Here is a 23395-nt window from a genome sequence, read left to right on the forward strand (position 1 = left end):
CGTCACCGTGACCTTGCCAAACCGACTGTCAGCCGACCTTGCGCAGGAGTGATACGCCTAAGTGCAGAATGCTTCCCGCGCCATGCAAGGCGCGGGAAGCGTAGCTCACAATCGCCCGGCGATCAGATGTCGAGCACGCGGTCGCGCTGCGACCGGAAGCTGCCTTCGGACCGGCTGATCCAGGAGGCCGAGCTTTCAAGCGACTCGCGGTAGCTGTCATAGGCTTTCTTGTAGAGTTCGTCGCCCATGTTCTGCTGCAGCACTTCCTGTGCCGCCGCACCGAACGCGTCCCAGACCTCGTCGGGGAATTCACGCAAGGTGACGCCCGACGATTGCAGACGCTGCAGCGCCGCACCGTTGTTCGCCATGAACTGAGACATGTTCCAGATGTTGGTGGCTTGTGCCGCGTTCGAGATGATCGACTGCTGCGCCGGGGTAAGGCTCTCGTAGACTTCGAGGCCGACGACACAGTTCAGGTTCGGGCCGGGCTCGTGGAAGCCGGCGGTGTAGTAGGTCTTGGTGATCTCTTGGAAACCGGCCTTCTCGTCCGCCCAGGGGCCGATCCACTCGGTACCGTCGATGGCACCCGACGACAGCGCCTGGTACACTTCCGATCCGGGCAGGTTCTGGACGCTGGCACCCAGCTTGCCCAGCACTTCGCCACCCTGGCCGGGCATACGGAAACGCAGGCCCTGAAAGTCCTCGGGCGAGTTGATTTCCTTGGCGAACCATCCGCCCGATTGCGGGCCGGTGTTGCCGCACGGAAATGCCTTGAGGCCGAAAATCGAGTAGAGTTCGTCGCCCAGTTCCTTGCCGCCGTCGATGTACCACCAGTTCGAATATTCCTGGAAGGTCATCCCGAACGGGATCTGCGAGTAGAACGACAGCGCCGGGTGCTGACCCAGGAAGTAATAGTCCACGCCATGGTACATGTCGGCCTGACCGGCTGTAACGGCGTCGAACACCTCGAACGCCCCGACGAGTTCGCCGGCAGCTTTCAGATCGACGGTCAACTGGCCATCGCTCATCGCGGTGATCTGGTCGGCGCAGTACTGTGCGGCGTCATGCACGCCGGCGAGGCCACGGCCCCAAGTCGTGACCATGGTCAGAGTGCGGTTGCCCTGAGCATAAGCCGGAGCGGCCAGCGATGTTGCGGCCGCGGCCGACCCGCCCAGAGCGGTATTTTTCAGAAATGAACGACGATCCATTCGGTATATCCTCCCAATTGATGAAGCGCGCATGCCGTCCCTAGCAGCCTGCGCGCGGACCGTTGCAGGTGTCGGGACACTATCGTGTACATGAATCAAAGGGAATACCGAGTAGTGCGTAGGTTTTGTGCCGTAGCGTACCGGAAATCGCTGAACCCGCTCAGAAATAGGGCATGGACGCGGCGGCGCGGCATTTCCTACCGACAGCCGGCGCTGGGCTTCGGCCAAGATTCGCATTAACGATTCGCCCAAGGAGAATCGATGACCAGACCGCAGTTGAATTATGGTCAGAAACTGTTTCTGACGGCGACCCTGCCCCTCATCCTGGCCGTGGTGACCATTTCCGTTCTGGTGACGCTGCAGTCCCGCCAGATGGCCGAGCGTGAAATTCACTCGCTCGAGGAAAAGCTGATTGCCGCAAAGCGCGACGAGTTGAAGAACTACCTGTCTCTGGCCCGGACCGCGATCATCAATATTTACGGGCGGGCGGCACCGGACGATGAAGACGCCAAGCTGGTCGTCACGCAGATTCTTTCCGCCATGATCTATGGGCAAGATGGCTATTTCTTCGTCTACGACTATGACGGGAACAACCTTGTCAGCCCCCGCCATACGCAGTTGATCGGGCGCAACTGGAGCGGACTGAAGGACGAATCCGGCATCCCGATAACCGACGAACTGATCCGCATCGCCCGAACCGGCGGGGGCTATCACAGTTACCAGTGGACCAAGCCGTCGACCGGCGAGACTGCGCAGATGGTCACCTATGTCATCGGGTTTCAGGATTGGCGGTGGGTGATTGGCACGGGCGTCTTCATCGACGATGTCATCGCCACCGTGAACAGCGCGCGCGCCACGGTGGAAGACCGCGTTCAACGCACGTTTCTTTATATTGGCGGCCTGACCATGGCGGCACTGTTGCTGGTCTTCACCTCGGGCCTTTTCATCAACATCCGCGAGCGCCGCGTAGCGGACGCCAAGCTGAAGCGGCTGACCCAGAGGGTGTTCGACGCCCAGGAAGAGGAACGCGGGCGCGTTGCGCGCGAATTGCACGACGGGATCAGCCAGATCCTTGTGGGCGTCCGCTATGCGCTCGACAGCGCCCGCCGTCGGTTCGAAACCGGAGATGCGCGGGCCGGCGAGACTCTCGACCGGGGCATCCTGAACCTTTCGGGCGCGATCCAGGAAGTGCGCCGCATTTCCCGCGACCTGCGGCCTGGCGTGCTGGACGACCTCGGCGTCGGTCCGGCGCTGAAGTCGCTGGTCGAAGATTTCGGCGCACGCACGGGCATAAAAACCGAGTTCCATACCGTGCCGTTCCGCAACCGGCTGGACGATGACGCCAAGACCGCGCTGTACCGCGTGGCGCAGGAGGCGCTGACGAACGTCGAAAGGCACGCGGATGCCACCTGTGTCTCGGTTCAAGTGCGCGGTCACAAAAACGGGGCGACCTTGCGGATTTCGGACAATGGCCGCGGATTCGATCCGGGCCGATCCTTCGTCACGCAGTCGCAGGGCCTGGGTTTGCGCAACATGCAGGAACGGATCGAGCAACTGGACGGTACGTTACGGATCCTGGGCTCTAGAAGCGGCACGGTGATCGAGGCGAACGTGCCGCTGACACATATGCTGCAACCAGAAGACACTTCCGGAACCGACAAGGGAACCAAGGCAAGCGCATGACCGAAACCATTCGTATCGCCATCGTCGACGATCATCCAATGGTGGCCGAAGGCATTGAAGCCATCCTTGAAAGCTATGACGACATAGAGGTCGTCGCGACCCTTTCCTCGGGACAGGATATCATCGACAAGGCCCCTGCGCTCGACCCCGACGTGATCTTGCTGGACCTGAACATGCCGGGTATCGGCGGGCTTTCAACCACCGAGATCCTGCTGGAACGCCGTCCGGATACCCGCATCCTGATCCTGTCGATGCATGACAGCCCGGAATACATCAGCTCCGCCCTCGGCCACGGTGCCATGGGCTATGTTCTAAAAGACGTGCCGACGGAAGAGATCAAGCGCGCGATCGATGCTGTCAGCAAAGGCGAGCGTTATCTTTGCACCGGGGCGCAGGGGTCGCTAGCGCCGGACATCCGGGAGGGCCGCGTTCAGTTGACCAATCGCGAACAAACCATCCTGCTGCAATTGGCGCAGGGGAAGTCGAACAAGCAAGTGGCGCTGGCGCTGGATATCTCGGTGCGCACCGTGGAAACGCACCGCAAGAACATCAAGCGCAAACTGGGCATCAGCTCGACCGCGGGTCTGACCCGTTATGCGATGGAACATGGCGTGCTGCAGGGGACCGGAGTTTCGCTCTAGAGGGATCGATGATCAACTTTGCGGCATCTGATGCCGCGGCGCAGAAATATTTATGCTGCACCCCTTCCATAATTTTACGAATCTGTCATCGTCGTGACATTCTTGGCCATGGGGGACACCATGCAGGACGTTCAAGAGGACTATGGCGAAAGCACGGTTGAGTTCGCCGATTTCACCTTCGACCGCCAGAAAGCCGTGTGTTACGGCCTTCAGAACAACGCAGGCGGCACGACGACGATCATCAACTTCGCGTCGCAACGGCTAGCCGACAGGTTTCGCACCGCCTACCTCAACGATCTCAACATCCGCATCATCCAGAACAAAGCGCAGCTGATCTGCTTCGCAGATTACGACACGGTGATGCGCAAATCCCAGGATGATCCGCGGGTTCAGTCGTTGCACTACAACCGGGACTATATGATGGGTACGCTCGGTCACCTCGTGTAGTCAGGTGCGCCTTCGCCATAACAGGGACGCTTGTGCATTAACATTTAGACGAGTGTTCCTTGTCCCAGGTTTTTGGCGCTTTCGCTTTCCCCAAGTACCGTCGCCGAACATGGCAGCTTGCCTTCTCGCGAACCCAAAATTTTTCACAGCTGAAACGGCTTTCAGCAGGGTTGGTTACGGTTTTTCCAGCCTGTGCGTTTCTGCCGCGCCGCGTTCCGCGCAACATATGCAAAGAAACCGTCCCCTCTCGCGACATTTTTTACGGAAAGCCTGTTGACGGTCCCGTAACCCGCACATAATGTCCCCGGACGCAGCAAGGAGTCGCCGAAAATGGCATCGCTAATCGTATTCGTAGGTGAATGGCGCATGGGCCGGTAACGGACACCATAACGGTACCCCATGCGCCCTCGGAACTCTCCGGGGGCTTTTTTATGCGTAGCACAAAGAGACACATGTCATGAACGGAGCAATAAGATGACACGTCAGATGACCGGAGCGAAGATGGTGGTTCAGGCCTTGAAGGATCAGGGTGTGGACGTCGTATTCGGATATCCCGGCGGTGCCGTGCTACCGATTTATGACGAGATCTTTCAGCAGAACGATATTCGCCACATCCTTGTCCGCCACGAACAAGGCGCGGTTCACGCGGCCGAAGGGTATGCCCGGTCGACCGGGAAACCGGGCGTCGTGCTGGTGACCTCTGGCCCGGGCGCGACCAACGCGGTGACCGGTCTGACCGACGCGTTGATGGATTCGATCCCGCTGATCGTCCTCACAGGCCAGGTGCCGACCTTCATGATCGGCTCGGACGCGTTCCAGGAGGCCGACACGGTCGGCATCACCCGCCCCTGCACCAAGCATAACTGGCTGGTCAAGGAAACAGAGCGGCTGGCGCAGACCATTCACGAGGCGTTTCACGTGGCAACCTCGGGCCGTCCGGGGCCGGTGCTGGTCGATATCCCGAAGGACGTGCAGTTCGCCTCGGCGAAGTACCTGGAGCCGGCGCAGACCAAAACTTCGCATTACCAGCCGCAGACCATGGGCGATATCGACACGATCACCGAACTTGTCGAGGCGCTGGAGCAGGCGGAGCGACCGATCTTCTATACCGGCGGCGGCGTTATCAACTCCGGCGACGAGGCAACGAAGCTCTTGCGCGAACTGGTCGATGCCACGGGCATTCCGATCACCTCTACCCTGATGGGCCTTGGCTGTTACCCGGCCTCGGGCAAGAACTGGCTGGGCATGCTGGGGATGCATGGCCTTTACGAGGCCAACATGGCGATGCATGACTGCGACCTGATGATCAATATCGGCGCGCGGTTCGACGACCGGATCACCGGCCGGCTGGACGCGTTCTCGCCCGGCTCGCAGCGGGCGCATATCGACATCGACCCGTCCTCGATCAACAAGGTGATCCGCACCGATTTCCCCATTGTCGGCGACGTCAAGGAAGTGCTGCGCCAGATGCTTGGCCTCTGGAAGGATCGCGGCAGCAAGATCAACCGCGATGCCATCCGCAACTGGTGGGGCCGCATCGATGAGTGGAAAAAAATCAATTGCCTGGCATTCACCCAGTCAGGCAAGACGATCAAGCCCCAGCACGCTGTGCACCGTCTTGAAGAACTTACCAAGGGGCATGATCGCTACATCTGCACCGAAGTGGGCCAGCACCAGATGTGGGCGGCGCAGTACCTCGGGTTCGAGGACCCCAACCGCTGGATGACCTCGGGCGGTCTGGGCACCATGGGCTATGGCTTTCCCGCCTCGATCGGCGTGCAGGTCGCGCACCCCGAGTCGTTGGTGATCAACGTCGCGGGCGAGGCGTCGTGGCTGATGAACATGCAGGAGATGGGCACTGCGGTGCAGTACCGCCTGCCCGTCAAGCAGTTCATCCTGAACAACGAACGCCTTGGAATGGTGCGCCAGTGGCAGGAGTTGCTGCACGGCGAGCGTTATTCGCACTCGTGGTCCGACGCCTTGCCCGATTTCGTCAAGCTGGCCGAGGCGTTCGGAGCCAAGGGGATCCAATGTTCGGACCCCGCCGATCTGGACGATGCGATCATGGAGATGCTTAACTATGACGGGCCGGTCATTTTCGACTGCCTTGTCGAGAAGCACGAGAACTGCTTCCCGATGATCCCTTCGGGCAAAGCCCATAACGAGATGCTGCTGGGCGAGAACGCGTCCACCGCCGATGCCATCGACGCCGGCGGGGCGGTGCTGGTTTAAGCCGCCCTGCCCTGCCCACGCACTATTTCAAAGGACCAAGGCCCATGTCAGCTCTGAAACTCAAGAAAGGCGCGTCCAGCCATTCCGCCTATAACCTGCGCCCGACCTTCTCGGACGCCGAAGAGCGCCATACCCTGGCGGTCATCGTGGACAACGAACCGGGCGTGCTGGCCCGTGTGATCGGGCTGTTTTCCGGTCGCGGATACAATATCGACAGCCTGACCGTGGCAGAAGTCGATCATACCGGGCACACCTCTCGAATTACGATCGTCACCACCGGCACGCCGCAGATCATCGAGCAGATCAAGGCGCAGCTTGGACGGATCGTGGTGGTGCATGACGTGCACGACCTGACGGTCGAGGGCCCGTCGGTCGAGCGGGAGCTGGCGCTGTTGCGTGTCACGGGCACCGGCGACAAGCGGGTCGAGGCGCTGCGGCTGGCGGACATCTTCCGCGCGAACGTAGTGGATAGCACGCTGGACAGCTTTGTCTTCGAAATCACCGGCACCTCGGAGAAGGTGGATGCCTTCGCGGACCTGATGCGTCCACTGGGACTTGAGGAAATAGCCCGTACCGGTGTCGCCGCGCTGTCGCGCGGAACGTAAGCGGGTCCGCCGCGAGGATCTAGCGGATCTGCTTTACAACTTCAGAAGACTGCGCGGTCTGACGCGAAGTCGCGTCATGAATATCGTCTGCCGCCCTCCGTGGCTGGAACGGCAGAATGTTACTGTCCGACGCAGACGGCTCACAGGCAATCCCCGCATATCCATCCGGAGCTGCGCTTCGCAGGTTCTTGGCAAGACCGGGGTACTCTTCGCTGGCGACCACCTTCATTTCAAAGGCAACGCGCATGCCTCGGCCATTGCGTATCTTGAATGCCACAAGGTCGCCTTCCTCAAAGGTAGAAGTATCGGTGAAACTGGCCGGCTCACCTTCGAAAAAGGCCAGTTCGCCGTGGTCTTCGCACCAGATCAGCGCGCGGTTCGTGCACCGATCTGCCCACAATACTGCACCGTACATAGTATCCTCGCTGCTATCCTGAATTAAGGATAGGACACCGTTCTGAGCCAATCACTGGAAATCTGATGCTTGGGCGCTACCCATTTGTGTCAGTCGTTAACAAAACTGACGCTAAAGTGCGTCAATTTCTGGACAGGGCGGCGCAACTTCGTGTATCTGGTGCATCAAATGCAATCTCGGTGCTCCGGCTGGCGTATCGGCTGAGTAAGAATCGGTGCTTTGTTGAACGGGAAAACGCGATCAGCCGGACCATCGAAACAGGCCGCCGATCCGGCGGTCCTGCGTGGTATTTTCGGCCGTAACCTTCAGATTCTGAGTGCGCCTTACAGGTCGGTATCAGGTCTGTGTCGGGAAATCGGGATAAACCGCACGCAGTTCAATCGCTACCTGTCTGGCGAAAGCTTTCCGCGACCGGACCTGCTGCATCGGATCTGCGAGTTCTTCAGAGTGGATGCCCGCATCCTGTTGGAACCGGTCGAAGCCATCTTCACGACGTCTCCGGAACTTCTGGGGCATGCTTTTCTGTCGGATTTCTTTGGCACGGCCCCCACCGCCGTGCCGGAAGACATGTTTCCCAGCGGCTTCTACAGCTTTGTCCGCCGGTCGTTCATCGACGACAGCCTGTTCACGATCGGCCTCGTCCACGTGCATCGCGAGGCGCCCTATACTTTTATACGCGGTTTCGAGCCGCGCGATGCCATGCGCAGCCAGGGCCTGTCAACCGGGCCGGCCAACCGGGAATTTCGCGGCCTCGTCATGCGGCAGGAAGAGGGCGTGGCGGCGCTGGTGACCCATCGCAACTCCCTGGCCTGTTCCTTCAACTTCCTGACGCCCGAGACATCATTCCAGTCGAACATCTGGGAAGGCTACGCGACACGCACCGTGCGGGAAAAGGTAACCGGACGGCGGGCGGCGCGGATGGTCTACGAGTATCTGGGGCCAGGCCTGGTCAGGGCACTGCCCGTGGCCCGGCAGGCGGGCCTCGTGACGCTGGAGGACGTACCGGTATTCCATGCGCGTCTGCTGCGCCTGAACGAGGAATTCCGCTAGAAACCGTCCCCCTTCTCCGGCTTTGATAAGGTCGCATTGAGAGAAGTCGTGTCGCGAATCGGCGGTTCCTCACGCGCGATTCAGGGCAATCGGGAAAGATCACCAGCCAAAGGGATGTGTTGCCGATGTCTGCCACGATCACCGACCTCTCTGCCGTCCGCGCCAGTGTCGAAAAGGCCAATGGCCTGCCCAACGCTCATTACATCGACCCCGCCGTTTATGCCGAGGAACGCCAGGCGCTGCTGTACACGCAGTGGGCGGGATTGTCGGTGGCCGCGGACGTGCCGGAACCGGGGGATGCCAAGCCGATCCAGTTCCTGGGCATGCCTCTGCTCATGCTGCGGGACAAGGACGGGGACGTGCGGGTGTTCCAGAACATCTGCCGTCACCGTGGAATGATCCTGGTGGAAGAGCCGCGCAAGATCGAGGGTGCGATCCGCTGCCCTTACCATTCCTGGTGCTACTCCACCAAGGGCAAGCTGGTTTCGACACCGCATGTGGGCGGACCGGGGTACAACACGCACGAGGCGATCAAACGCGACGACCTGGGCCTGATCGAGGTGCGCAGCCATGTGTGGCGCGATGTCGTCTGGGTCAATGTCTCGGGCGACGCACCCGCCTTCGAGGTGGCCATGAAGGAGGTGATCGCGCGCTGGTCGGAGTTCGAACTGCCAGTCTATCACGGCGGATTCGACAGCAAGATCGAGTTCGAGGTCAACACCAACTGGAAGCTGGCGGTGGAGAACTACTGCGAGAGCTATCACCTGCCCTGGGTGCATCCGGGGCTCAACAGCTATTCCAAGCTGGAGGACCATTACAACATCGAAGAGCCCGGTGCATTCTCGGGTCAGGGCACGATGGTCTACCGCCAGCTGACCAACGAGAACGGCGAGAAATTCCCGGATTTTGAAGGGGTTGGCGCGAAGTGGAATGAACAGGCGGAGTATATCGCGGTCTACCCGAACGTCCTTCTGGGCGTGCATCGCGACCATGCCTTCGCCATCATCCTGGAGCCGAAAGGCCCCGAGAAAACGGTCGAGCATATCCACCTCTATTATTCGGTGCCCGATAGTGACGAGGGGCTGCGGATGCGCAACACGCAGCTTTGGAAGACCGTCTTCGAGGAGGATATCTTCGTGGTCGAGGGGATGCAGCGCGGGCGGCATGCGGACCAGTTCGACGGAGGGCGCTTCTCGCCCGTGATGGATAGCCCAACCCATTGTTTTCATGCCTGGGTTGCCGGCAAGGTCGAAGCCTATCGCGGCATGGGAAAGGCGGCGGAATGACCGCGGCCCTGGACTCTGCGATGGTGGCGGCGCACCAAGCACATGATGCCGCGGCGCTGATCCGGCTTTATACCCAAGCCGCGGATACGGCGAACGACCTGGACGCGTCGTGCTTCTACCTGACGCATGCGTATGTATTCGCGCTCGAGGCCGGGGCGCCGGATGCGCGGCGTCTGCATGCGCGGTTGGTGCGGCACGGGCGCGAGGCCTGAGGCGCGGAAGAGGTTAATTCGGAGGATTCGCGGGAAAAATGGCACGTCGGTATTCGCGTCGGTATGACGTCGGTATGGCGACGGTGCGGATTTCGCGTTTCAGCCGGTTAACACACTGCGCGATGCGGACGGTGCGACCAGGGTTTCGTTAACGGTATGTGAAGAGACCGGGTGCGACGGCGCGTGGGTTTTCACCCACCCTACGCCGAAGTGGTGCGGATCGTGGCCTATTGCCCGGAAATCGAACGATGGCCGGGCCAGAATCGCCTTAATGGGATGGCAGGTATCTTACGCGACATTGCGCGAAACACCGCCCGAGGCGACATGCAGACCAGACCGGACCATATCGAGATGTCACGCCACGCGCGGCTGTTCGAGCTGTTGCGGCAGGAAAATGCCGCGCGACGGGTGCGTGACAGCGCCACGGCGCGGCAGGTCGCGGACGGCAACGCGGCGATGGCGTTCCGCGACCTGGCGGAGATGTCCTTTGAGGCCAGGCCCGTGGCGCTTTAGCCCCGGAAGCCCGTGGCGACCACGAATTTCTCGGAACTGTCGGATCGCGACGCGGGTGGCTTGACGTTGGCGACCTTGGTGAAGCGCTGCTTGAGGAGTTTCTGCAGGTCGCCCTCTGCCCCGCCGGCGAGGACCTTGGAGACGAAGGTGCCGCCTTCTTCGAGCACGTCGAAGGCGAGATAGGCGGCGGCTTCGCACAGTGCGATGATGCGCAAATGGTCGGTCTGCTTGTGGCCCGAGGAGGCGGCCGCCATGTCAGACATGACCACGTCCGCCTTGCCGCCCAACCATTCCTTCACCTTTTCGTCGGCGTCGTCCTCCATGAAGTCGAGCACGTGCAACTCGCAGCCGGCGATGGGCTCGACCTCTTGCAGGTCGATGCCGAGGATATAGCCCTGCGCCTTGCCGGATTTCTCGCCCAGGGCATTGACGCGGGGCACGGCCACCTGGCACCAGCCACCGGGCGCGCAGCCGAGGTCGACGACGCGGGCGCCGGGCACGAGGAAGCGGAACTTGTCGTCCAGCTCCATGATCTTGTAGGCGGCGCGGCCGCGATAGCCCTCGGCCTGGGCACGTTTCACGTACGGGTCGTTGAGCTGGCGTTGCAGCCAACGGGTGGAACTGCTGCGGCGGCCCTTGGCGGTCTTGACCTTGACGGTGAGGTCGCGCTGGCCGCGGCCGGAGGTGTTCTTGCCCGTGGGGCCCTTGCCGGTGGGTTTCTTGGCCATCAGTCCTGTCCTTCGATCAGCACGCCGTCGGCGGCCATCTGGGCGTAGAGCATGCCCTCGCGCAGGCCGCGGTCGGCGACCGACAGCCGATCGGTGGGCCAGCAGCGCAAGAGCGCCTGCAGAATCGCGGCGCCGGACATGATGAGCGCCTGCCGGTCGAGCCCGATGCGCGGGTCGCGGCGGCGGCCGGCAGGGCCCATGGCCAGGTAGTCGCGGATCACCCGGTCGATCTGGTCGGAGGTCATGCGCAGCCCGTCGACCTTGTTGCGGTCGTACCGCTTGAGGCCAAGGTGGCTGGCGGCGACGGTCGTGACCGTGCCCGAAGTGCCGATGATCTGGAAGCCGTCGCGCGGCGGCTCGTCCTTGTAGGGGGCGAATTCGGCGAGGTTTTCCTCGAAGAACCAGCTCATGAGGGCGAAGCGCGCGGCGTCATCCTCGACATCGTTGAACTGGTCGCGCAGCGTCGCCACCCCCAGGGGCACGCTGATCCAGTCGACCACGCGGGCCGAGGGGCCATCGACGCGCCGGGCGTCGGGAAAGCCGCCATGCATTCGCATGATCGCCGAGGCCCGCTCGCGCGGGCGGACGTTGGTGAGGTCGATCCAGACAAGCTCGGTCGAGCCGCCGCCGATATCGACCACCAGAAGCTGCTCGGTCTTCTTGCTGACCAGCGGCGCGCAGGAGACGACGGCAAGTTGCGCCTCTTCCTGCGGCTCGATGATGTCGAGGCGCAGGCCGGTTTCCCGTTCGACCTTTTTCATGAAGGCGGTGCCGTTGGAGGCGCGGCGGCAGGCCTCTGTCGCCACCAGGCGCATCCGCCGGACCTTGTTGCGCTTGAGTTTCTGCTGGCAGACCCGCAGGGCCTGAATGGTGCGGTAGATCGAGGCGCGCGACAGCTTGCCGGTCTGTTCCAGCCCCTGCCCCAGTTGCACCGATTTCGAAAAGCTGTCCACGACTTTGAACTGAGCGCCCTCGGGGCGGGCGATCAGCATTCGACAACTGTTCGTTCCCAGATCCAGCGCCGCGTAAAGCGGGCCGGATTCGGGCGAGATCAGTGCGGGGCTTTCGACCTTTGGCCGTTCTGATGAACGAGGGACCGCGCCCGCACTTTCGGGACGCTTGGGCGCCATAACACACGCCCTCCATTTCGAGTTGAGTTAAAGGTAGTGGTTGCGAGGGGTTCGCGCAAGCTTTGAGCCGTGCGGAGGATAAACTTGAATCATTTTCCGGTGGCCGGCAGTGGCCTTGAAAGGGCATGCTGGGTAGGGTGACGTCGCTGGAAGTTGCCGTTAAGTCGAAAAACGACCCTGTCGGACGCGGCACGTGAATTAGAGAGAGTCAACCGAGGTAGAGGAATCAGCGATGGTTGATGTGACTGTAGTATACTGGCGGGACATTCCCGCGCAGGTGATCGTCGGCAAGGGCCGGCGCGGGTCCAAACGCCCCCTGCCCGAGCGGTTCGAGCAGGCCATCGATCGGGCGGCGATGAAAGTCGGCGCCGAGGATACCGATGCCTATCTCGCCGAGTGGCGCAAGGCGGCCCCCTATGAGGTGGAAGGCGATGCCGATGCGGTGGCCGAGGCCGAGGCCGCGCGGCTGGACGCGGAATACGATCAGGACCGCATCAAGCAGCTGATCGCGAATGACGGTTGGGCCGGCTCGCAGTGAGCGGGGGCCGCAAATCTTTCTGGGAGGCCGCGATGGCTCTTTTGAACTTCAAGAAACGTGAGACCCCGGGCGCGCGCACGGTCAACCCGCAGGTGGAAGCTTTGCTCGACGGCTATTCCATCGAGGTGATGCCGCGCACCGCCGAGAAGGTGGACAATTTCCGCGACCTGCTGCCCGAGGGCACGCGCGTCTATATCGCGCATATCGAAGGCACGCCGATCGAGGACATGGTCACGACCGCCAAGCGTGTGGCCGCCGAAGGCTACAAGGTTATGCCGCACTTCCCGGCGCGGATCATCAAGGACCAGGCGACGCTGGAGGACTGGATCGCGCGCTATCAGGGCGAGGCCGGCGTCGAACAGGCGCTGGTGCTGGCCGGGGGCGTCACCGAGCCGCACGGCGCATTCGACAGCTCGATGCAACTGCTGGAGACCGGCGCGTTCGACCGGGCGGGATTCAAGCGGCTGCACGTGGCCGGCCACCCCGAGGGCAACCGCGACATCGACCCAGATGGCGGCAGGAAGAACGTCGAGAATGCGGTGCAGTGGAAGCAGAAATTCTCGGAGCGCACGGATGCCGAGATGGCGCTGGCCACGCAGTTCGCGTTCGACGCCGACCCGATCATCAAGTGGGCCGACGACCTGGCCGCGGCCGGTGTGACCCTGCCCATCCATATCGGCATTGCGGGTCCTGCGAAGCTGCAGACGCTGATCAAGTTTGCCATCGCCTGTGGCGTGGGTCCGTCGCTGAAGGTGCTGCAGAAGCGCGCGATGGACGTGTCCAAGCTGCTCTTGCCCTACGAGCCCACGGATGTCCTGACCAAGCTGGCGGCACACAAGGCGGCCAACCCGGACTTCAACATCACCAACGTTCACTTCTTCCCGCTGGGCGGCATCAAGACCAATGCCGAGTGGGCGATCGAAAATGGCGGCGCCTCGGCGGTGCCTGCTGCCAAACAAGGATAAGTCATGACGCGTACCATCGTCGAAAGCAAAACCAAGACCGCCATCATCGGGTTCGACCAGCCGTTCTGTGTGATCGGTGAGAGGATCAACCCCACGGGCCGCAAGAAGCTGGCCGCCGAGCTGGAAGCGGGCGATTTCTCGACCGTTGAGGCCGACGCCATCGCGCAGGTCGCGGCGGGTGCCACGGTTCTGGATATCAACGCGGGCGTTGTCTACAACTCGAACCCCGATCCGAACCAGACCGAGCCGCCGCTGATGCGCAAGGTGGTGGAACTGGTGCAAGGGCTGGTGGATGTGCCGCTGTGCATCGACAGCTCGGTGCCCGGTGCGCTGGAAGCGGGGCTGGAGACCTGCGAGGGCCGCCCGCTGCTGAACTCGGTCACCGGCGAGGAAGAGCGGCTGGAACTGGTTCTGCCGCTGGTCAAGAAATACAACGTGCCGGTGGTGGCGATTTCCAACGACGACACCGGGATCAGCGAAGACCCCGACGTGCGCTTTGCCGTGGCCAAGAAGATCGTGGAACGGGCCGCCGATTTCGGCATTCCGGCGCATGACATCGTGGTCGACCCGCTGGTCATGCCGATCGGCGCCATGGGCACGGCCGGTCAGCAGGTGTTTACCCTTGTCCGCCGCCTGCGCGAGGAGCTGGGCGTGAACACCACCTGCGGCGCGTCCAACATCAGCTTCGGGCTGCCCAACCGGCACGGGATCAACAACGCGTTCCTGCCGATGGCGATGGGTGCGGGCATGACCAGCGCCATCATGAACCCGATCGCCCTGCCCGTGAAGGAGGCCGACAAGGCCGCCAAGCGGGCCGAGGCCGAAGCGGCGGGGATCATCATCCCCGAGGATATGGACGACGAGACCTTCTGCCAGATGTTCGGCCTGGGAAGCACAAAGCCGCGTGCCGGCAAGGAGATGGAGGCCATTCGCGCCGCCAACTTCCTGACCAATAACGACCCGCATGGCGGCGAGTGGATCAAGTTCAACAAGGCCCCGCCGAAAGCCGGCGAAGAAGAGACCGGACGTGGCGGACGGGGCGGACGCCGCCGCCGCCGGGCCTGAGAATCAGGACAGTGAAGAGGGAAAAGCCCCGGTTCGCGCCGGGGCTTTTCTGCATTCGGGGGCTGCGGCGGATCAGTGTGGGGCTGGCGTGTCCTCGTCGGCCTGACGCTCGATCTCGGCGTTCAGTTTGGCGCCCGCCAACACGATGAAGGCCGAGAGCCACAGCCATGTCAGCAGGATGATGACGCCGCCCAGCGTGCCGTAGGTCTCGTTGTAGCTGGCGAAATTCTGCGTGTAGATGGAGAAGGCGACGGTGCCGATGAGCCACAGGGCCGTGGCGGCCACCGCGCCGGGGCTGATCCAGCGCCAGCGGGCGGGCGGACGGGAGGGACCGAAGCGATAGAGCACCGCCAGGCCGAGGATGGCGAAGACGGCCAGGATCGGCCACTGGAGCCACAGAATCGCGGTTTCCAACCCGTCCGGCAGACCGAGAAAGCCGATGACGTTGGGCAAGACGATCATCGCGCCGAGCGACACCAGCAGGCCCGCAATGATGAAGAGCGTGAGTGCGACGCCGGTGGCGTAAAGGGCGACAAAGCCGCGGGTTTCCTTCTCGGTATAGGCGATGTTCATGCCCTCCATCAGCGTCATCATCCCCTTGGTCGCGCCGTATAGCGCCAGCAAAAGGCCGATGATGGCGGCAAGGCTCGTGGCGCTTTCGTCGCCGCCGGTGACCTTGAGCACCTGGTCGCGGATGATCTCGGCCGCATTCTGGGGCAGGATGGCGACGATCTCTTTCAACTGCGTGGTGACATCGCTTGGATCGAGCAGGACGCCCGCAATGGAAATGAGCGCGACGGCAGCAGGAAAGATCGCAAGCAGCCCGAAGAAGGCGACCCCGGCAGACACCACCGACATGTGATCGTCGACAATGCCGGACTTGACCCGAAGCACGATGTCCCACCAGCCGCGGCGCGGAATGCGGGCAGGATGATCGGCGGAATGTTCCCGGGCGTAGTCTTGCATGGAGGCCGCTCCCTTTGCTTTGCCGTGTTGCAGGCTCAACGCATGAGCGGGCCAAAAGATCGGGCCAGGGACCGTGAAATGTCCGGAACTTTGCGGGCGAGGGCTCGGGGTTGGGCGTGCGAAAGACATCGACAAGGCGCGAAATTTCTGCGCATGAGGGTTAGGTGCGCCGCGTACAAGGAACACATTTGGTCATTTGCTTCGCCCTTGAGGCGAGACGAGCAGTGTTTCGCCCATGTCATCGCAGGCACTGATTGACCGCAATAAACCTCTGATATAAATACGTTTTCCGCGACTCTTATTGAAATTTCTCGTTCGCACCACGGGCGGCTTCGCTCTGACCGCATCGGCTGTGAAACATTTTGCGCAACCAAAGGTATATTTCGCTTGATATTTGGTGTGTGGGATGCCAGCCTACCAGTGCAGGCGAAAAAGATGACGCGAACGAGGAGGTTCGCAGCGCTTCATTCTGCCTTGAAAAACAAGAGTCGCCCGACGCGTTTCGCGGCCCCCCGATTGGCTAACGCCCATCGGGCGCCGTTACTGCCGAGGGCATGTTACATGTCTGGGAGGACAAGAGTTGAGTGACATTTCTATACCTTTGGGGGGAAAGGATGCCGCCAAGGGCGCGACCGACGCATCGGCGGGCGAGACAATTTATCTGGATGCGCCCGGAACGACGCTGAAAGACACCTGGAAGAACGCCGGCCCCGGCATCGCCGCCGCGATGACCGGCATCGGCGCCAGCCATATCATGCACGGGCCCACCGCCGGCGCGCAGTTCGGTTACGCCCTGCTGTGGATCATCCCCGCGGCCTATATCCTGAAGTATTGCTGCTTCGAATTCGCCCACCGTTACACGATGGTGAAGGGTGAAAGCATCATGAACGCCTATGCCCGGGTCGGCCAGTGGCCGTTCTGGTATCTTGGTTTCCAGTCGCTGGCCAACACCTTCGGCATCGCCGGGCGGGCGCTCGGGTGTGGTGCGCTGCTCTGGGCCGCCTTCCCGTTCATGTCTCTCGAGATGTGGTCGATGTCCGTTCTGCTGATCAGCGTCGCCATCCTGTGGCTGGGCAAGTACGAAGTGTTCGAAGGCATCGTGAAAGTCGCGATCATCGTCTTCGCGCTGTCGTCCTTCATCGCCTTCGCGTTGCAGGCGCCGCCCCCGGGTGAATACCTGTCGCGGCTGCTGCCGAGCCTGCCGCCCGCCGGTGCCATGATCCTTTTCGGGTCGATGTTCGGGTACTTCCCGACCACGACCGAGGTTTCGGCGATGCAGTCCAACTGGGCCGTCGACAAGAAAAGCGGCATGGTCTACGTCAGGGAGATGCGCGAGAAAGGCCATACGGTCGAAGTGCATCCCGACTACATGAAGAACTCGATGATCCTGTACCGCCGGGACATGAACGTGTCCTATATCATCGCGGCGCTGACCGGCATGGTGTTCCTGATCGTCGGTGCCGTCGTGCTGAACCCGATCGGCCTGGTTCCCGCGGGTCGTGAAATGGGCGTGACGATCGCGCGTATCTATACCGACACATTCGGCGCGTGGGTCTTCCCGGTCATCATCGCGGGTGGTATCGCGGCGCTGTTCTCGACCGTCTTCACCTATTTCGACGGTCAGGCACGGGTGTTCGAGGAATGCTGTGTGCGGCTGAAGACGAGCTGGGACAAACCCACGACCCGCAAGCTGATCAACCGCGGGTTCCAGGTGCTGTGGGTCATCGGCGGCGCTGCCGTGATGTTCGGCATGCCGAAGCCGATCCTGGTGGTGCAACTCGCCTCGATCCTCGCCCTCGTGTTCTCGCCGGTCATCTACTGGCTGACGATCAAGGCGGTCACCGACGGCTTTCAGACACCCGAGGAGCGCGAGCACATGCCCGGCCGCTTCATGATGGGGCTGGCCTGGGCCGGTACGATCGGCCTGACCCTTGTCTCGATCTACGTCCTGTTCATGATGGCGACGGCGTAGCACCACGGCACCTTGAAACAATAGGCCGCGCCACGGGAGATCGTGGCGCGGCTTTTTCTTTGGTCGAGAGTTGCGGTACGACCCGGGGCAAGACAGGCTGCATCCCCCTGCCCCGTTCGTCGCGCCGGTTACGTCAGACGATCAGCACCGGCACCGGTGAGAGGTACGTGACCTTCTGCGAAACGCTGCCCAGAAGGTAGCCTTCCATCGAGCCCATACCGCGGCGGCCGATCACGATGAGGTCGATGCCGTGGTTCTCGACGAACTTGACGATATTGCGCGAGGTGGGGCCGGCCTTGACGAAGGCGCGGACATTGGTCTTGCCCGCCTCCTGCGCGCGTTTCTTGGCGGTTGCCACGACTTCCTCCGCATGGGAGCGCATGGCGTCGTCGATGTTGCCGGGATCGTCCGGGCGGACCATGGACAGCGACGCCTCGAGCATCGAATGGTGGCGGTAGACCGTCAGCAGCGTCAGATCGGCGCCGCCGCAGAGGGCTGCCATCTCAAGGGCCTTGTCGAGGGCCAGCTCGGAGTTGGGCGACCCGTCGAAGGGCACCAGGATTGATTTGTACATGTCTCTCCTCCGGTTACTTGTCGAAGGCCAGGTCCCGCAGGAACAGGGCGATCTGGGGGAAGAAGATCAGCAGCACGGCGACTGACAGCAGGATGAAGATGAAAGGCGGCGTGCCGCGGATCACTTCCATGTAGGGCCGCTTGAACACGGCGATGGCCGTGAAGATGTCGCAGCCGAAAGGCGGCGTGGCCGAGCCGATGGCGACCTGAAGCGTGATGATCGTGCCGACCAGCACAGGGTCGAGGCCGACGGAGTCGACCACCGGCGCGAAGATCGGAACCAGCACGAGGATCACAACGATCGGGTCGACGAACATGCAGCCGACGAAGAAGGCGACGGAGATGACGAAGAGCACGCCGATCTGGCCCATCTCGTCGATGCCGATGGAGCCGAGGATTTCCTGCGGAATCTGGGCGAAGGAGATGACCCAGGAGAACGCGGCGCCGACGCCCACGAGGATGAACACCACGGCCGTGATGAGGCCGGTGGACTTGGCGGTTTCGTAGACGCCCTTGAGGTCCAGTTCACGGAAGATGATGACCTCGAGCACCAGCGCGTAGAGCACGCAGGCCGCCGCCGCCTCGGTCGGGCTGAAGATACCGCCGTAGATGCCGCCGATGATGATTGCCGGAAAACCCAGCGGCCAGAGCGCCTTGCGCCCGGCGGTAAGGCGTTCGCCCCAGCTGTATTTCGGCTCGGTCGGCACGTTGTTGCGGATCGCGTAGATCCAGGCGTAGATCGAGAACAGCACCAGGATCAGCAGGCCGGGGCCGATGCCGGCGATGAAAAGCTCGGCGATGGAGGTGTTGGAGACCACGCCATAGATGATCATGCCGATGGAGGGCGGGATCAGGAAGGCGATGTCGGAGGCGTTGACGATGAGCGCCAGGATGAAGCTGTCGTTGTAGCCCGCCTTCTGCATCCGGGGCCGCAGGGGCGAGCCCACGGCGACCACGGTCGCCTGGGTCGAGCCCGAGACCGCGCCGAACATGGTGCAGGCGGCCGCGGTGGACACGGCAAGGCCGCCCTTGAGGTGGCCCACGAAGGACATCACCAGGTCGATCAGGCGGTTGGCGGACTGGCCGCGCGTCATGATGTCGGCCGCGAAGATGAACATCGGCACCGCGATCAGCGAGGCGGGGCGGATGCCGGCCATGATCTGCTGGATCATGGTTTCAAGCTGGCCGAAGCCGCCGAACATGGTGAAGAAACCGACGAAGGCGCCGACGATCAGCGGGATCATCATCGGAAAGCCAAGCAGCAGGAGGACGATCATTATGGAAAAGATGGTGAGGGCCATCTGTCAGACCTCCTTCTCGGTGTCGTCATACCCTTCGAGCACGGCGGTCGAGAGGTAGATATCCTTGTCGATGATGTTCTTGATCGCGGTCAGCAGATACTGCACCCCGGTCATGAAGAAACCCACCGGAACCCAGACGAGCGTGATCCAGACAGGGATCTGGAGAGACGGCAGAACACGGCCCCGCCCGGCCTGGGTGAGAATGTAGGTGTAGGCGTAGTATGCCAGCCCGAACATGAACACCGCCGTCACCAGCGTGATGACGATCATCATCAGCTTGCGCGCCCGGGGCGGCATGGTGTCGTAGATCGCAGACATGCGGATATGCCGGCCGTGGCGGGCGGCATAGCTGATCCCGGCGAAGGTGATCAGGATGATCAGGATGCGGTTCAGTTCCTCGGAAAAGAAGATGCTGTTCTGGAAGACGAAGCGCCCGACCACGTTGGCGATGGTATTGGCCGCCATCAGAAGGACGCCAACGGCGAGCATCACCGCCTCGATCTTGCTTATGAGAATGTCGATGGTGCCGAGAAGTCCCGGCAGCGTGGAGACGTATTCGCCCGTGGGTTCGTCATCCAATCCGGTCGTCTCGGTCTGAGACTGTATCTGAGAGCCGTGTTCGTCTGACATAGCCTGTCCCCGCGTTCAGAAGATGCGTCAGCGACCGCGCCCCGAAGGCGCGGCCGCCGCGCGGCCTTGTTGTTATTGCACGGCTTCCAGATCGGCCTTGAGCTGGTCGAGGATTTTCTTGCCGCCTTCGCCGGTCATTTCGAGGAATGTCTCCTCGACCGAGGCGCCGGCCTCGACGAAGGGCTGGCGTTCTTCCTCGCTGAGGGTGTTGACCTGCATCGAGGGCTTGGCTTCCTTGATCTTCTCGATGCTCTCTTCGTGAAGACCCTTCTGGTACTCGATGATGTGGTCGAAGGCGACGTCGATCGCGTTCTGGATCACCGTCTGGTCCTCTTCGGACAGGCCGTCATAGAATTCCTTGTTGGCCATCACGGCTGTGGTGAAGTTATTGTGACCGGCGCAGGTGATAACCTCGGTCACCTCGTACATCTTGGTCGACTCGATGAAGAACATCGGGTTTTCCTGACCCTGGATGATGCCTGTCTGAAGCGCGCCGTAGACCTCGCCCCATGGCAGCGGCGTGGGCGTCGCGCCGAAGGCCTTGTAGCTTTCCACCAGGAGCGGGTTGGTCATGACGCGGAACTTGACCTGATCGAGATCGGGCGGACCGCTGACGGGTTCCTGCGTGGTCATGCAGACCTCGCCTTCGGGGAACATGGTCAGCAGTTCCAGCCCCTGTTCGGCGTAAAGCTCGGGGAACATCTCGTTGATGGCCTTGGAGGTGCGGAAGAACTCGCCAAGCTTCTCGGTGTCCTGCGGCAAGAGGTAGGGCACGAAGAAGACCTGCGCCTCGGGGATCAGCGACCCGGTGAAGCCGGGGCTTTGATCGACGAATTGCAGGATGCCGGTCTGGGCCTGCTCCATCGTGTCGGCGGATTCGCCCAACGTGCCGTAGGGGAAGAGCTGAACGGTGTGGTCGGAATTGGCCTCGACCTCTTCCTTGAACTTCTGGGCATAGACACCCTGCACCTCGTCAAGCGCCTCCTCGAAAGCGTAGCGCCAGGTCTCGGCGTTCGCGACGCTCGCGCTGAGTGCAATGCCCGCGGCGACCGCGGCGGCAAAGGATGTGGGCAAAAATCTAGCCATTTCAAATCTCCCATTTCGTTCGTGACTGACCCTAGGCTGATGGCCCCGCCGTATCGTGTCAATGCACTTGTCCGGCCTGCCGATGGGCCGATGGCATGGGTCGCCGCACCGTGGCGTTCTGATTTAATTCAGTAAATTCAATAACATGCTAACGCAATCGCGTGGGCCATTCGGGTTCATGAAACTGCCCGAAAATTAAGCGCAATTTATGGCGGGGCCGGCATTTCCCATCGATATCATGGGAAAATTGCGCGGAAGCGGCGGATATTTCGCAGCCTGATAGGCCGAAACCCGGGCCCGCGACGGCAGGAACCGTGGTCCGGAGAGGGCGGAGCCGGGTCCGGCGCCGCCCGTTCGTTTCAGGTCAGGCGTTCAGCCACCACCGTTCCATGTAACGCTCGCCATCGAGATCCCAGTTGGTGGCAATTTGCTCGGGCATGCCGACATCGTCGCCCGCGCCGAAGACGTAGGACGCGAACATCGGGATGGCCGAGCCGCCCTCTTCGTTCAGGATCTTCTGCATCTCGAAATACATGTCGCGGCGCTTGGCCTCGTCGAGTTCGGCGCGCGCCTCGATCAAGAGCTTGTCGAATCGTTCGTTGGACCACTTGGACTCGTTCCACGCCACGCCGGTCTGGTAGGTGGTCGAGAACATCTGGTCCTCGACCGGGCGGCCGCTCCAGTAGCTGGTGATGAAGGGCGACTTGATCCAGTGATCGGCCCAGAAACCATCGTTGGGCTGGCGGTTGACCTTGAGGTCGATGCCGGCACCCTTGGCGGAGTTCTGGATCAGGATGGCGGCGTCCACCGCGCCGGCAAAGGCGGCCTCGGAGGCCATGATCTCGATCTGCAGCGAGTCGAGTCCGGCTTCCTTGAGGTGGAACTTGGCGCGGTCGGGATCGTACTGGCGCTGTTCCAGTTCGCCATTGTAGAACCGCTGGCCCGAGCCGATGGGATGGTCGTTGCCGACTTCGCCGTAGCCGAAGAGGATCTTGTCGACCAGTTCCTGCCGGTCAATGGCGTATTTCACCGCGAGGCGGATGTTGTTGTCGGTGTAGGGGTCGGTGTCGCAGAGCATCGGCAACGAATAGTGCAGCGTCCCGGTGGTGGTCTTGAGGTTGACGCCGGGCCGGCGGCCCAGCAGCGCGGCGGTCTTGAGATCGACCCGGTCGATCACGTGGACGTCGCCGGAGACCAGTGCCGAGGTGCGGGCGTTTTGGTCGATGATCGACAGCACCTCGACCGTGTCGAAGAACGCCACGTCGTCGGACCAGTGGTTGGCGTGGCGCGAAAGCTGCGAACTGACGCCGGCGTCGTAATTGTCGAGCACGTAGGAGCCGCAGCCGATGTAATCCTGCCAGTTCATCGTGCCGTCGTCGTTGGCGGGCATCACCGGCAGGTGGTAGTCGGTCATGATGAAGGGGAAGTCGGCATTGCCGCTCTCCAGCTCGACCACAACGACGAGGTCGCCGTCGGCCTTGAGGTCGACCACGGGCGCCACCAGGGGGCCGGCTGCGGAGGTGTTGCCCTCGCCCCGGTGGTGGTTGATCGAGGCCACGACGTCGCTGGCCTTGACGGTGCGGCCATTGTGGAATTCGAGGCCGTCGCGCAGCTTGAACGTCCAGGTCTTGGCGTCGGGCGAGGACTCCCAGCTTTCGGCGAGCGAGGGCGCAAGGCTGCCGTCGGGGGCGATTTCGGTCAGGTAGCCTTGGTAGCCGCCGAGCGCGAGGCCGATGGTGTAGCCGTTCTCGATCACGCCGGGGTCGAGCTTGTCGGTGGTGGCGCCGTGGCCGCGGGCGACGCGGAAATGGCCGCCCTTCTTCGGGGTCTGGGCGTGGACCATGTCGGCGGTGAGGGACAGGGCCGAGACGGTCGCACCGGCGGCCAGACCCTGTTGCATGAAGCGGCGGCGCGAGATCCGGCGCGTGCGCAGGTCGCGCGTCAGTTTGTCGAGGAAATCCATTCTCTTCTCCTTGTTGGATCGGCCTTTTGGCGGCCGTTTTTTTGTTCTTGTCGGGATGCAACGCGTGTCATGCGGCCCCCGCGCCCCGAGAATAGCGCGCTTTTTCGCGTCCTGTCTCGGAGATGTTTGGGTGATGCGCGGTTTCCCCCGTCTGGCGGCCCTTTTTTTGAGCGCCCTGCCCGCCCT

General features: G+C 62.1%; 23 protein-coding genes. 13 read left to right on the forward strand and 10 right to left on the reverse strand.

Annotation, left to right across the window (positions count from 1 at the left end; all coding sequences use genetic code 11):
• Nucleotides 1-122 precede the first annotated feature (122 nt).
• Entirely contained in the window at nt 123-1208 is a 1086-nt protein-coding gene (locus tag RBB31_RS14050; RefSeq protein WP_152474894.1) for a TRAP transporter substrate-binding protein, read from the reverse strand.
• A 261-nt stretch (nt 1209-1469) separates the two neighbouring features.
• Between RBB31_RS14050 and RBB31_RS14055 the strand changes: the two genes are divergently transcribed.
• From RBB31_RS14055 to ilvN, 5 genes are all read left to right on the forward strand, one after another.
• Nucleotides 1470-2891 (forward strand): cache domain-containing protein, encoded by a 1422-nt coding sequence (locus RBB31_RS14055; protein ID WP_306129926.1) that lies wholly within the window; start codon nt 1470-1472, stop codon nt 2889-2891.
• Nucleotides 2888-3532 carry a response regulator transcription factor gene (locus RBB31_RS14060; RefSeq protein WP_306129927.1) on the forward strand — a complete coding sequence of 215 codons (645 nt, stop codon included), beginning with the start codon at nt 2888-2890 and terminating at the stop codon, nt 3530-3532. Before RBB31_RS14055 ends, RBB31_RS14060 begins: the two co-directional genes overlap by 4 nt.
• 120 nt (nt 3533-3652) lie before the next feature.
• Entirely contained in the window at nt 3653-3979 is a 327-nt protein-coding gene (locus RBB31_RS14065; RefSeq protein WP_306129928.1) for a hypothetical protein, read from the forward strand.
• Nucleotides 3980-4453: 474 nt separating this feature from the next.
• Nucleotides 4454-6211, forward strand: coding sequence for an acetolactate synthase 3 large subunit (locus RBB31_RS14070; RefSeq protein ID WP_306129929.1), 1758 nt, complete (start codon nt 4454-4456; stop codon nt 6209-6211).
• A 44-nt stretch (nt 6212-6255) separates the two neighbouring features.
• The gene (ilvN, locus tag RBB31_RS14075) at nt 6256-6816 is read left to right on the forward strand and encodes an acetolactate synthase small subunit (RefSeq protein WP_306129930.1); all 561 of its coding nucleotides are present in this window, start codon (nt 6256-6258) and stop codon (nt 6814-6816) included.
• A gap of 19 nt (nt 6817-6835) precedes the next feature.
• On the opposite strand, the gene RBB31_RS14080 is transcribed toward ilvN, so the two are convergent.
• Entirely contained in the window at nt 6836-7231 is a 396-nt protein-coding gene (locus tag RBB31_RS14080) for a hypothetical protein (RefSeq protein ID WP_306129931.1), read from the reverse strand.
• A 447-nt stretch (nt 7232-7678) separates the two neighbouring features.
• Between RBB31_RS14080 and RBB31_RS14085 the strand changes: the two genes are divergently transcribed.
• From RBB31_RS14085 to RBB31_RS14100, 4 genes are all read left to right on the forward strand, one after another.
• On the forward strand, nt 7679-8281 hold the full coding sequence (locus tag RBB31_RS14085; protein ID WP_371931330.1) for an XRE family transcriptional regulator: 603 nt from the start codon (nt 7679-7681) through the stop codon (nt 8279-8281).
• Nucleotides 8282-8406: 125 nt separating this feature from the next.
• Complete coding sequence (locus RBB31_RS14090) at nt 8407-9567, forward strand: aromatic ring-hydroxylating dioxygenase subunit alpha (RefSeq protein WP_306129932.1); 1161 nt, start codon at nt 8407-8409, stop codon at nt 9565-9567.
• The gene (locus RBB31_RS14095) at nt 9564-9779 is read left to right on the forward strand and encodes a hypothetical protein (RefSeq protein WP_306129933.1); all 216 of its coding nucleotides are present in this window, start codon (nt 9564-9566) and stop codon (nt 9777-9779) included. The genes RBB31_RS14090 and RBB31_RS14095 overlap by 4 nt, the downstream gene beginning before the upstream one ends.
• 324 nt (nt 9780-10103) lie before the next feature.
• Nucleotides 10104-10292, forward strand: coding sequence for a hypothetical protein (locus RBB31_RS14100; RefSeq protein ID WP_306129934.1), 189 nt, complete (start codon nt 10104-10106; stop codon nt 10290-10292).
• Here RBB31_RS14100 and RBB31_RS14105 read toward each other — a convergent pair.
• Nucleotides 10289-11020 carry an RlmE family RNA methyltransferase gene (locus RBB31_RS14105; RefSeq protein ID WP_306129935.1) on the reverse strand — a complete coding sequence of 244 codons (732 nt, stop codon included), beginning with the start codon at nt 11018-11020 and terminating at the stop codon, nt 10289-10291. The genes RBB31_RS14100 and RBB31_RS14105 overlap by 4 nt on opposite strands.
• Nucleotides 11020-12150 (reverse strand): Ppx/GppA phosphatase family protein, encoded by a 1131-nt coding sequence (locus RBB31_RS14110; RefSeq protein WP_306129936.1) that lies wholly within the window; start codon nt 12148-12150, stop codon nt 11020-11022. Before RBB31_RS14110 ends, RBB31_RS14105 begins: the two co-directional genes overlap by 1 nt.
• A gap of 232 nt (nt 12151-12382) precedes the next feature.
• On the opposite strand from RBB31_RS14110, the gene RBB31_RS14115 reads away from it, so the two are divergent.
• Genes RBB31_RS14115 through RBB31_RS14125 form a run of 3 tightly spaced genes read left to right on the forward strand, consistent with a single transcriptional unit; the run spans nt 12383 to nt 14718 of the window.
• Nucleotides 12383-12688, forward strand: a complete 306-nt coding sequence (locus RBB31_RS14115) for a virulence factor (RefSeq protein WP_306129937.1) — start codon at nt 12383-12385, stop codon at nt 12686-12688.
• 32 nt (nt 12689-12720) lie between these two features.
• Nucleotides 12721-13653, forward strand: coding sequence for a methylenetetrahydrofolate reductase (locus tag RBB31_RS14120; RefSeq protein WP_306129938.1), 933 nt, complete (start codon nt 12721-12723; stop codon nt 13651-13653).
• A 3-nt stretch (nt 13654-13656) separates the two neighbouring features.
• On the forward strand, nt 13657-14718 hold the full coding sequence (locus tag RBB31_RS14125; RefSeq protein ID WP_306129939.1) for a methyltetrahydrofolate cobalamin methyltransferase: 1062 nt from the start codon (nt 13657-13659) through the stop codon (nt 14716-14718).
• Between the two features lie 72 nt (nt 14719-14790).
• Here RBB31_RS14125 and RBB31_RS14130 read toward each other — a convergent pair whose 3' ends face one another.
• Nucleotides 14791-15684 (reverse strand): YihY/virulence factor BrkB family protein, encoded by an 894-nt coding sequence (locus RBB31_RS14130; RefSeq protein ID WP_306129940.1) that lies wholly within the window; start codon nt 15682-15684, stop codon nt 14791-14793.
• Between the two features lie 580 nt (nt 15685-16264).
• On the opposite strand from RBB31_RS14130, the gene RBB31_RS14135 reads away from it, so the two are divergent.
• Nucleotides 16265-17656, forward strand: a complete 1392-nt coding sequence (locus RBB31_RS14135) for an Nramp family divalent metal transporter (RefSeq protein ID WP_306129941.1) — start codon at nt 16265-16267, stop codon at nt 17654-17656.
• A gap of 133 nt (nt 17657-17789) precedes the next feature.
• Here the strand turns inward: RBB31_RS14135 and RBB31_RS14140 are convergent, their stop codons facing one another.
• From RBB31_RS14140 to RBB31_RS14160, 5 genes are all read right to left on the reverse strand, one after another.
• The gene (locus tag RBB31_RS14140) at nt 17790-18230 is read right to left on the reverse strand and encodes a universal stress protein (RefSeq protein ID WP_306129942.1); all 441 of its coding nucleotides are present in this window, start codon (nt 18228-18230) and stop codon (nt 17790-17792) included.
• A 13-nt stretch (nt 18231-18243) separates the two neighbouring features.
• The gene (locus RBB31_RS14145; RefSeq protein WP_306129943.1) at nt 18244-19530 is read right to left on the reverse strand and encodes a TRAP transporter large permease; all 1287 of its coding nucleotides are present in this window, start codon (nt 19528-19530) and stop codon (nt 18244-18246) included.
• 3 nt (nt 19531-19533) lie between these two features.
• Nucleotides 19534-20160 (reverse strand): TRAP transporter small permease, encoded by a 627-nt coding sequence (locus RBB31_RS14150; protein WP_306129944.1) that lies wholly within the window; start codon nt 20158-20160, stop codon nt 19534-19536.
• 72 nt (nt 20161-20232) lie between these two features.
• Entirely contained in the window at nt 20233-21246 is a 1014-nt protein-coding gene (dctP, locus tag RBB31_RS14155) for a TRAP transporter substrate-binding protein DctP (RefSeq protein ID WP_306129945.1), read from the reverse strand.
• 364 nt (nt 21247-21610) lie between these two features.
• Nucleotides 21611-23209: an ABC transporter substrate-binding protein gene (locus tag RBB31_RS14160; RefSeq protein ID WP_306129946.1), complete on the reverse strand. Its 1599-nt coding sequence runs from the start codon at nt 23207-23209 to the stop codon at nt 21611-21613.
• Between the last annotated feature and the right edge of the window lie 186 nt (nt 23210-23395).

The organism is Roseovarius sp. MMSF_3350 (genome assembly GCF_030733425.1).
Taxonomy (GTDB): Bacteria; Pseudomonadota; Alphaproteobacteria; order Rhodobacterales; family Rhodobacteraceae; genus Roseovarius.

Bases quoted from the DNA above. Each gene is read 5' to 3' on its own strand.
- RBB31_RS14150 (WP_306129944.1), bottom strand. From the start codon at position 20,160: ATGTCAGACGAACACGGCTCTCAGATACAGTCTCAGACCGAGACGACC.
- ilvN (WP_306129930.1), top strand. From the start codon at position 6,256: ATGTCAGCTCTGAAACTCAAGAAAGGCGCGTCCAGCCATTCCGCCTAT.
- RBB31_RS14140 (WP_306129942.1), bottom strand. From the start codon at position 18,230: ATGTACAAATCAATCCTGGTGCCCTTCGACGGGTCGCCCAACTCCGAG.
- RBB31_RS14125 (WP_306129939.1), top strand. From the start codon at position 13,657: ATGACGCGTACCATCGTCGAAAGCAAAACCAAGACCGCCATCATCGGG.
- RBB31_RS14080 (WP_306129931.1), bottom strand. From the start codon at position 7,231: ATGTACGGTGCAGTATTGTGGGCAGATCGGTGCACGAACCGCGCGCTG.
- RBB31_RS14050 (WP_152474894.1), bottom strand. From the start codon at position 1,208: ATGGATCGTCGTTCATTTCTGAAAAATACCGCTCTGGGCGGGTCGGCC.
- RBB31_RS14110 (WP_306129936.1), bottom strand. From the start codon at position 12,150: ATGGCGCCCAAGCGTCCCGAAAGTGCGGGCGCGGTCCCTCGTTCATCA.
- RBB31_RS14055 (WP_306129926.1), top strand. From the start codon at position 1,470: ATGACCAGACCGCAGTTGAATTATGGTCAGAAACTGTTTCTGACGGCG.
- dctP (WP_306129945.1), bottom strand. From the start codon at position 21,246: ATGGCTAGATTTTTGCCCACATCCTTTGCCGCCGCGGTCGCCGCGGGC.
- RBB31_RS14115 (WP_306129937.1), top strand. From the start codon at position 12,383: ATGGTTGATGTGACTGTAGTATACTGGCGGGACATTCCCGCGCAGGTG.
- RBB31_RS14060 (WP_306129927.1), top strand. From the start codon at position 2,888: ATGACCGAAACCATTCGTATCGCCATCGTCGACGATCATCCAATGGTG.
- RBB31_RS14065 (WP_306129928.1), top strand. From the start codon at position 3,653: ATGCAGGACGTTCAAGAGGACTATGGCGAAAGCACGGTTGAGTTCGCC.
- RBB31_RS14145 (WP_306129943.1), bottom strand. From the start codon at position 19,530: ATGGCCCTCACCATCTTTTCCATAATGATCGTCCTCCTGCTGCTTGGC.
- RBB31_RS14090 (WP_306129932.1), top strand. From the start codon at position 8,407: ATGTCTGCCACGATCACCGACCTCTCTGCCGTCCGCGCCAGTGTCGAA.
- RBB31_RS14120 (WP_306129938.1), top strand. From the start codon at position 12,721: ATGGCTCTTTTGAACTTCAAGAAACGTGAGACCCCGGGCGCGCGCACG.
- RBB31_RS14070 (WP_306129929.1), top strand. From the start codon at position 4,454: ATGACACGTCAGATGACCGGAGCGAAGATGGTGGTTCAGGCCTTGAAG.
- RBB31_RS14105 (WP_306129935.1), bottom strand. From the start codon at position 11,020: ATGGCCAAGAAACCCACCGGCAAGGGCCCCACGGGCAAGAACACCTCC.
- RBB31_RS14160 (WP_306129946.1), bottom strand. From the start codon at position 23,209: ATGGATTTCCTCGACAAACTGACGCGCGACCTGCGCACGCGCCGGATC.
- RBB31_RS14095 (WP_306129933.1), top strand. From the start codon at position 9,564: ATGACCGCGGCCCTGGACTCTGCGATGGTGGCGGCGCACCAAGCACAT.
- RBB31_RS14100 (WP_306129934.1), top strand. From the start codon at position 10,104: ATGCAGACCAGACCGGACCATATCGAGATGTCACGCCACGCGCGGCTG.
- RBB31_RS14130 (WP_306129940.1), bottom strand. From the start codon at position 15,684: ATGCAAGACTACGCCCGGGAACATTCCGCCGATCATCCTGCCCGCATT.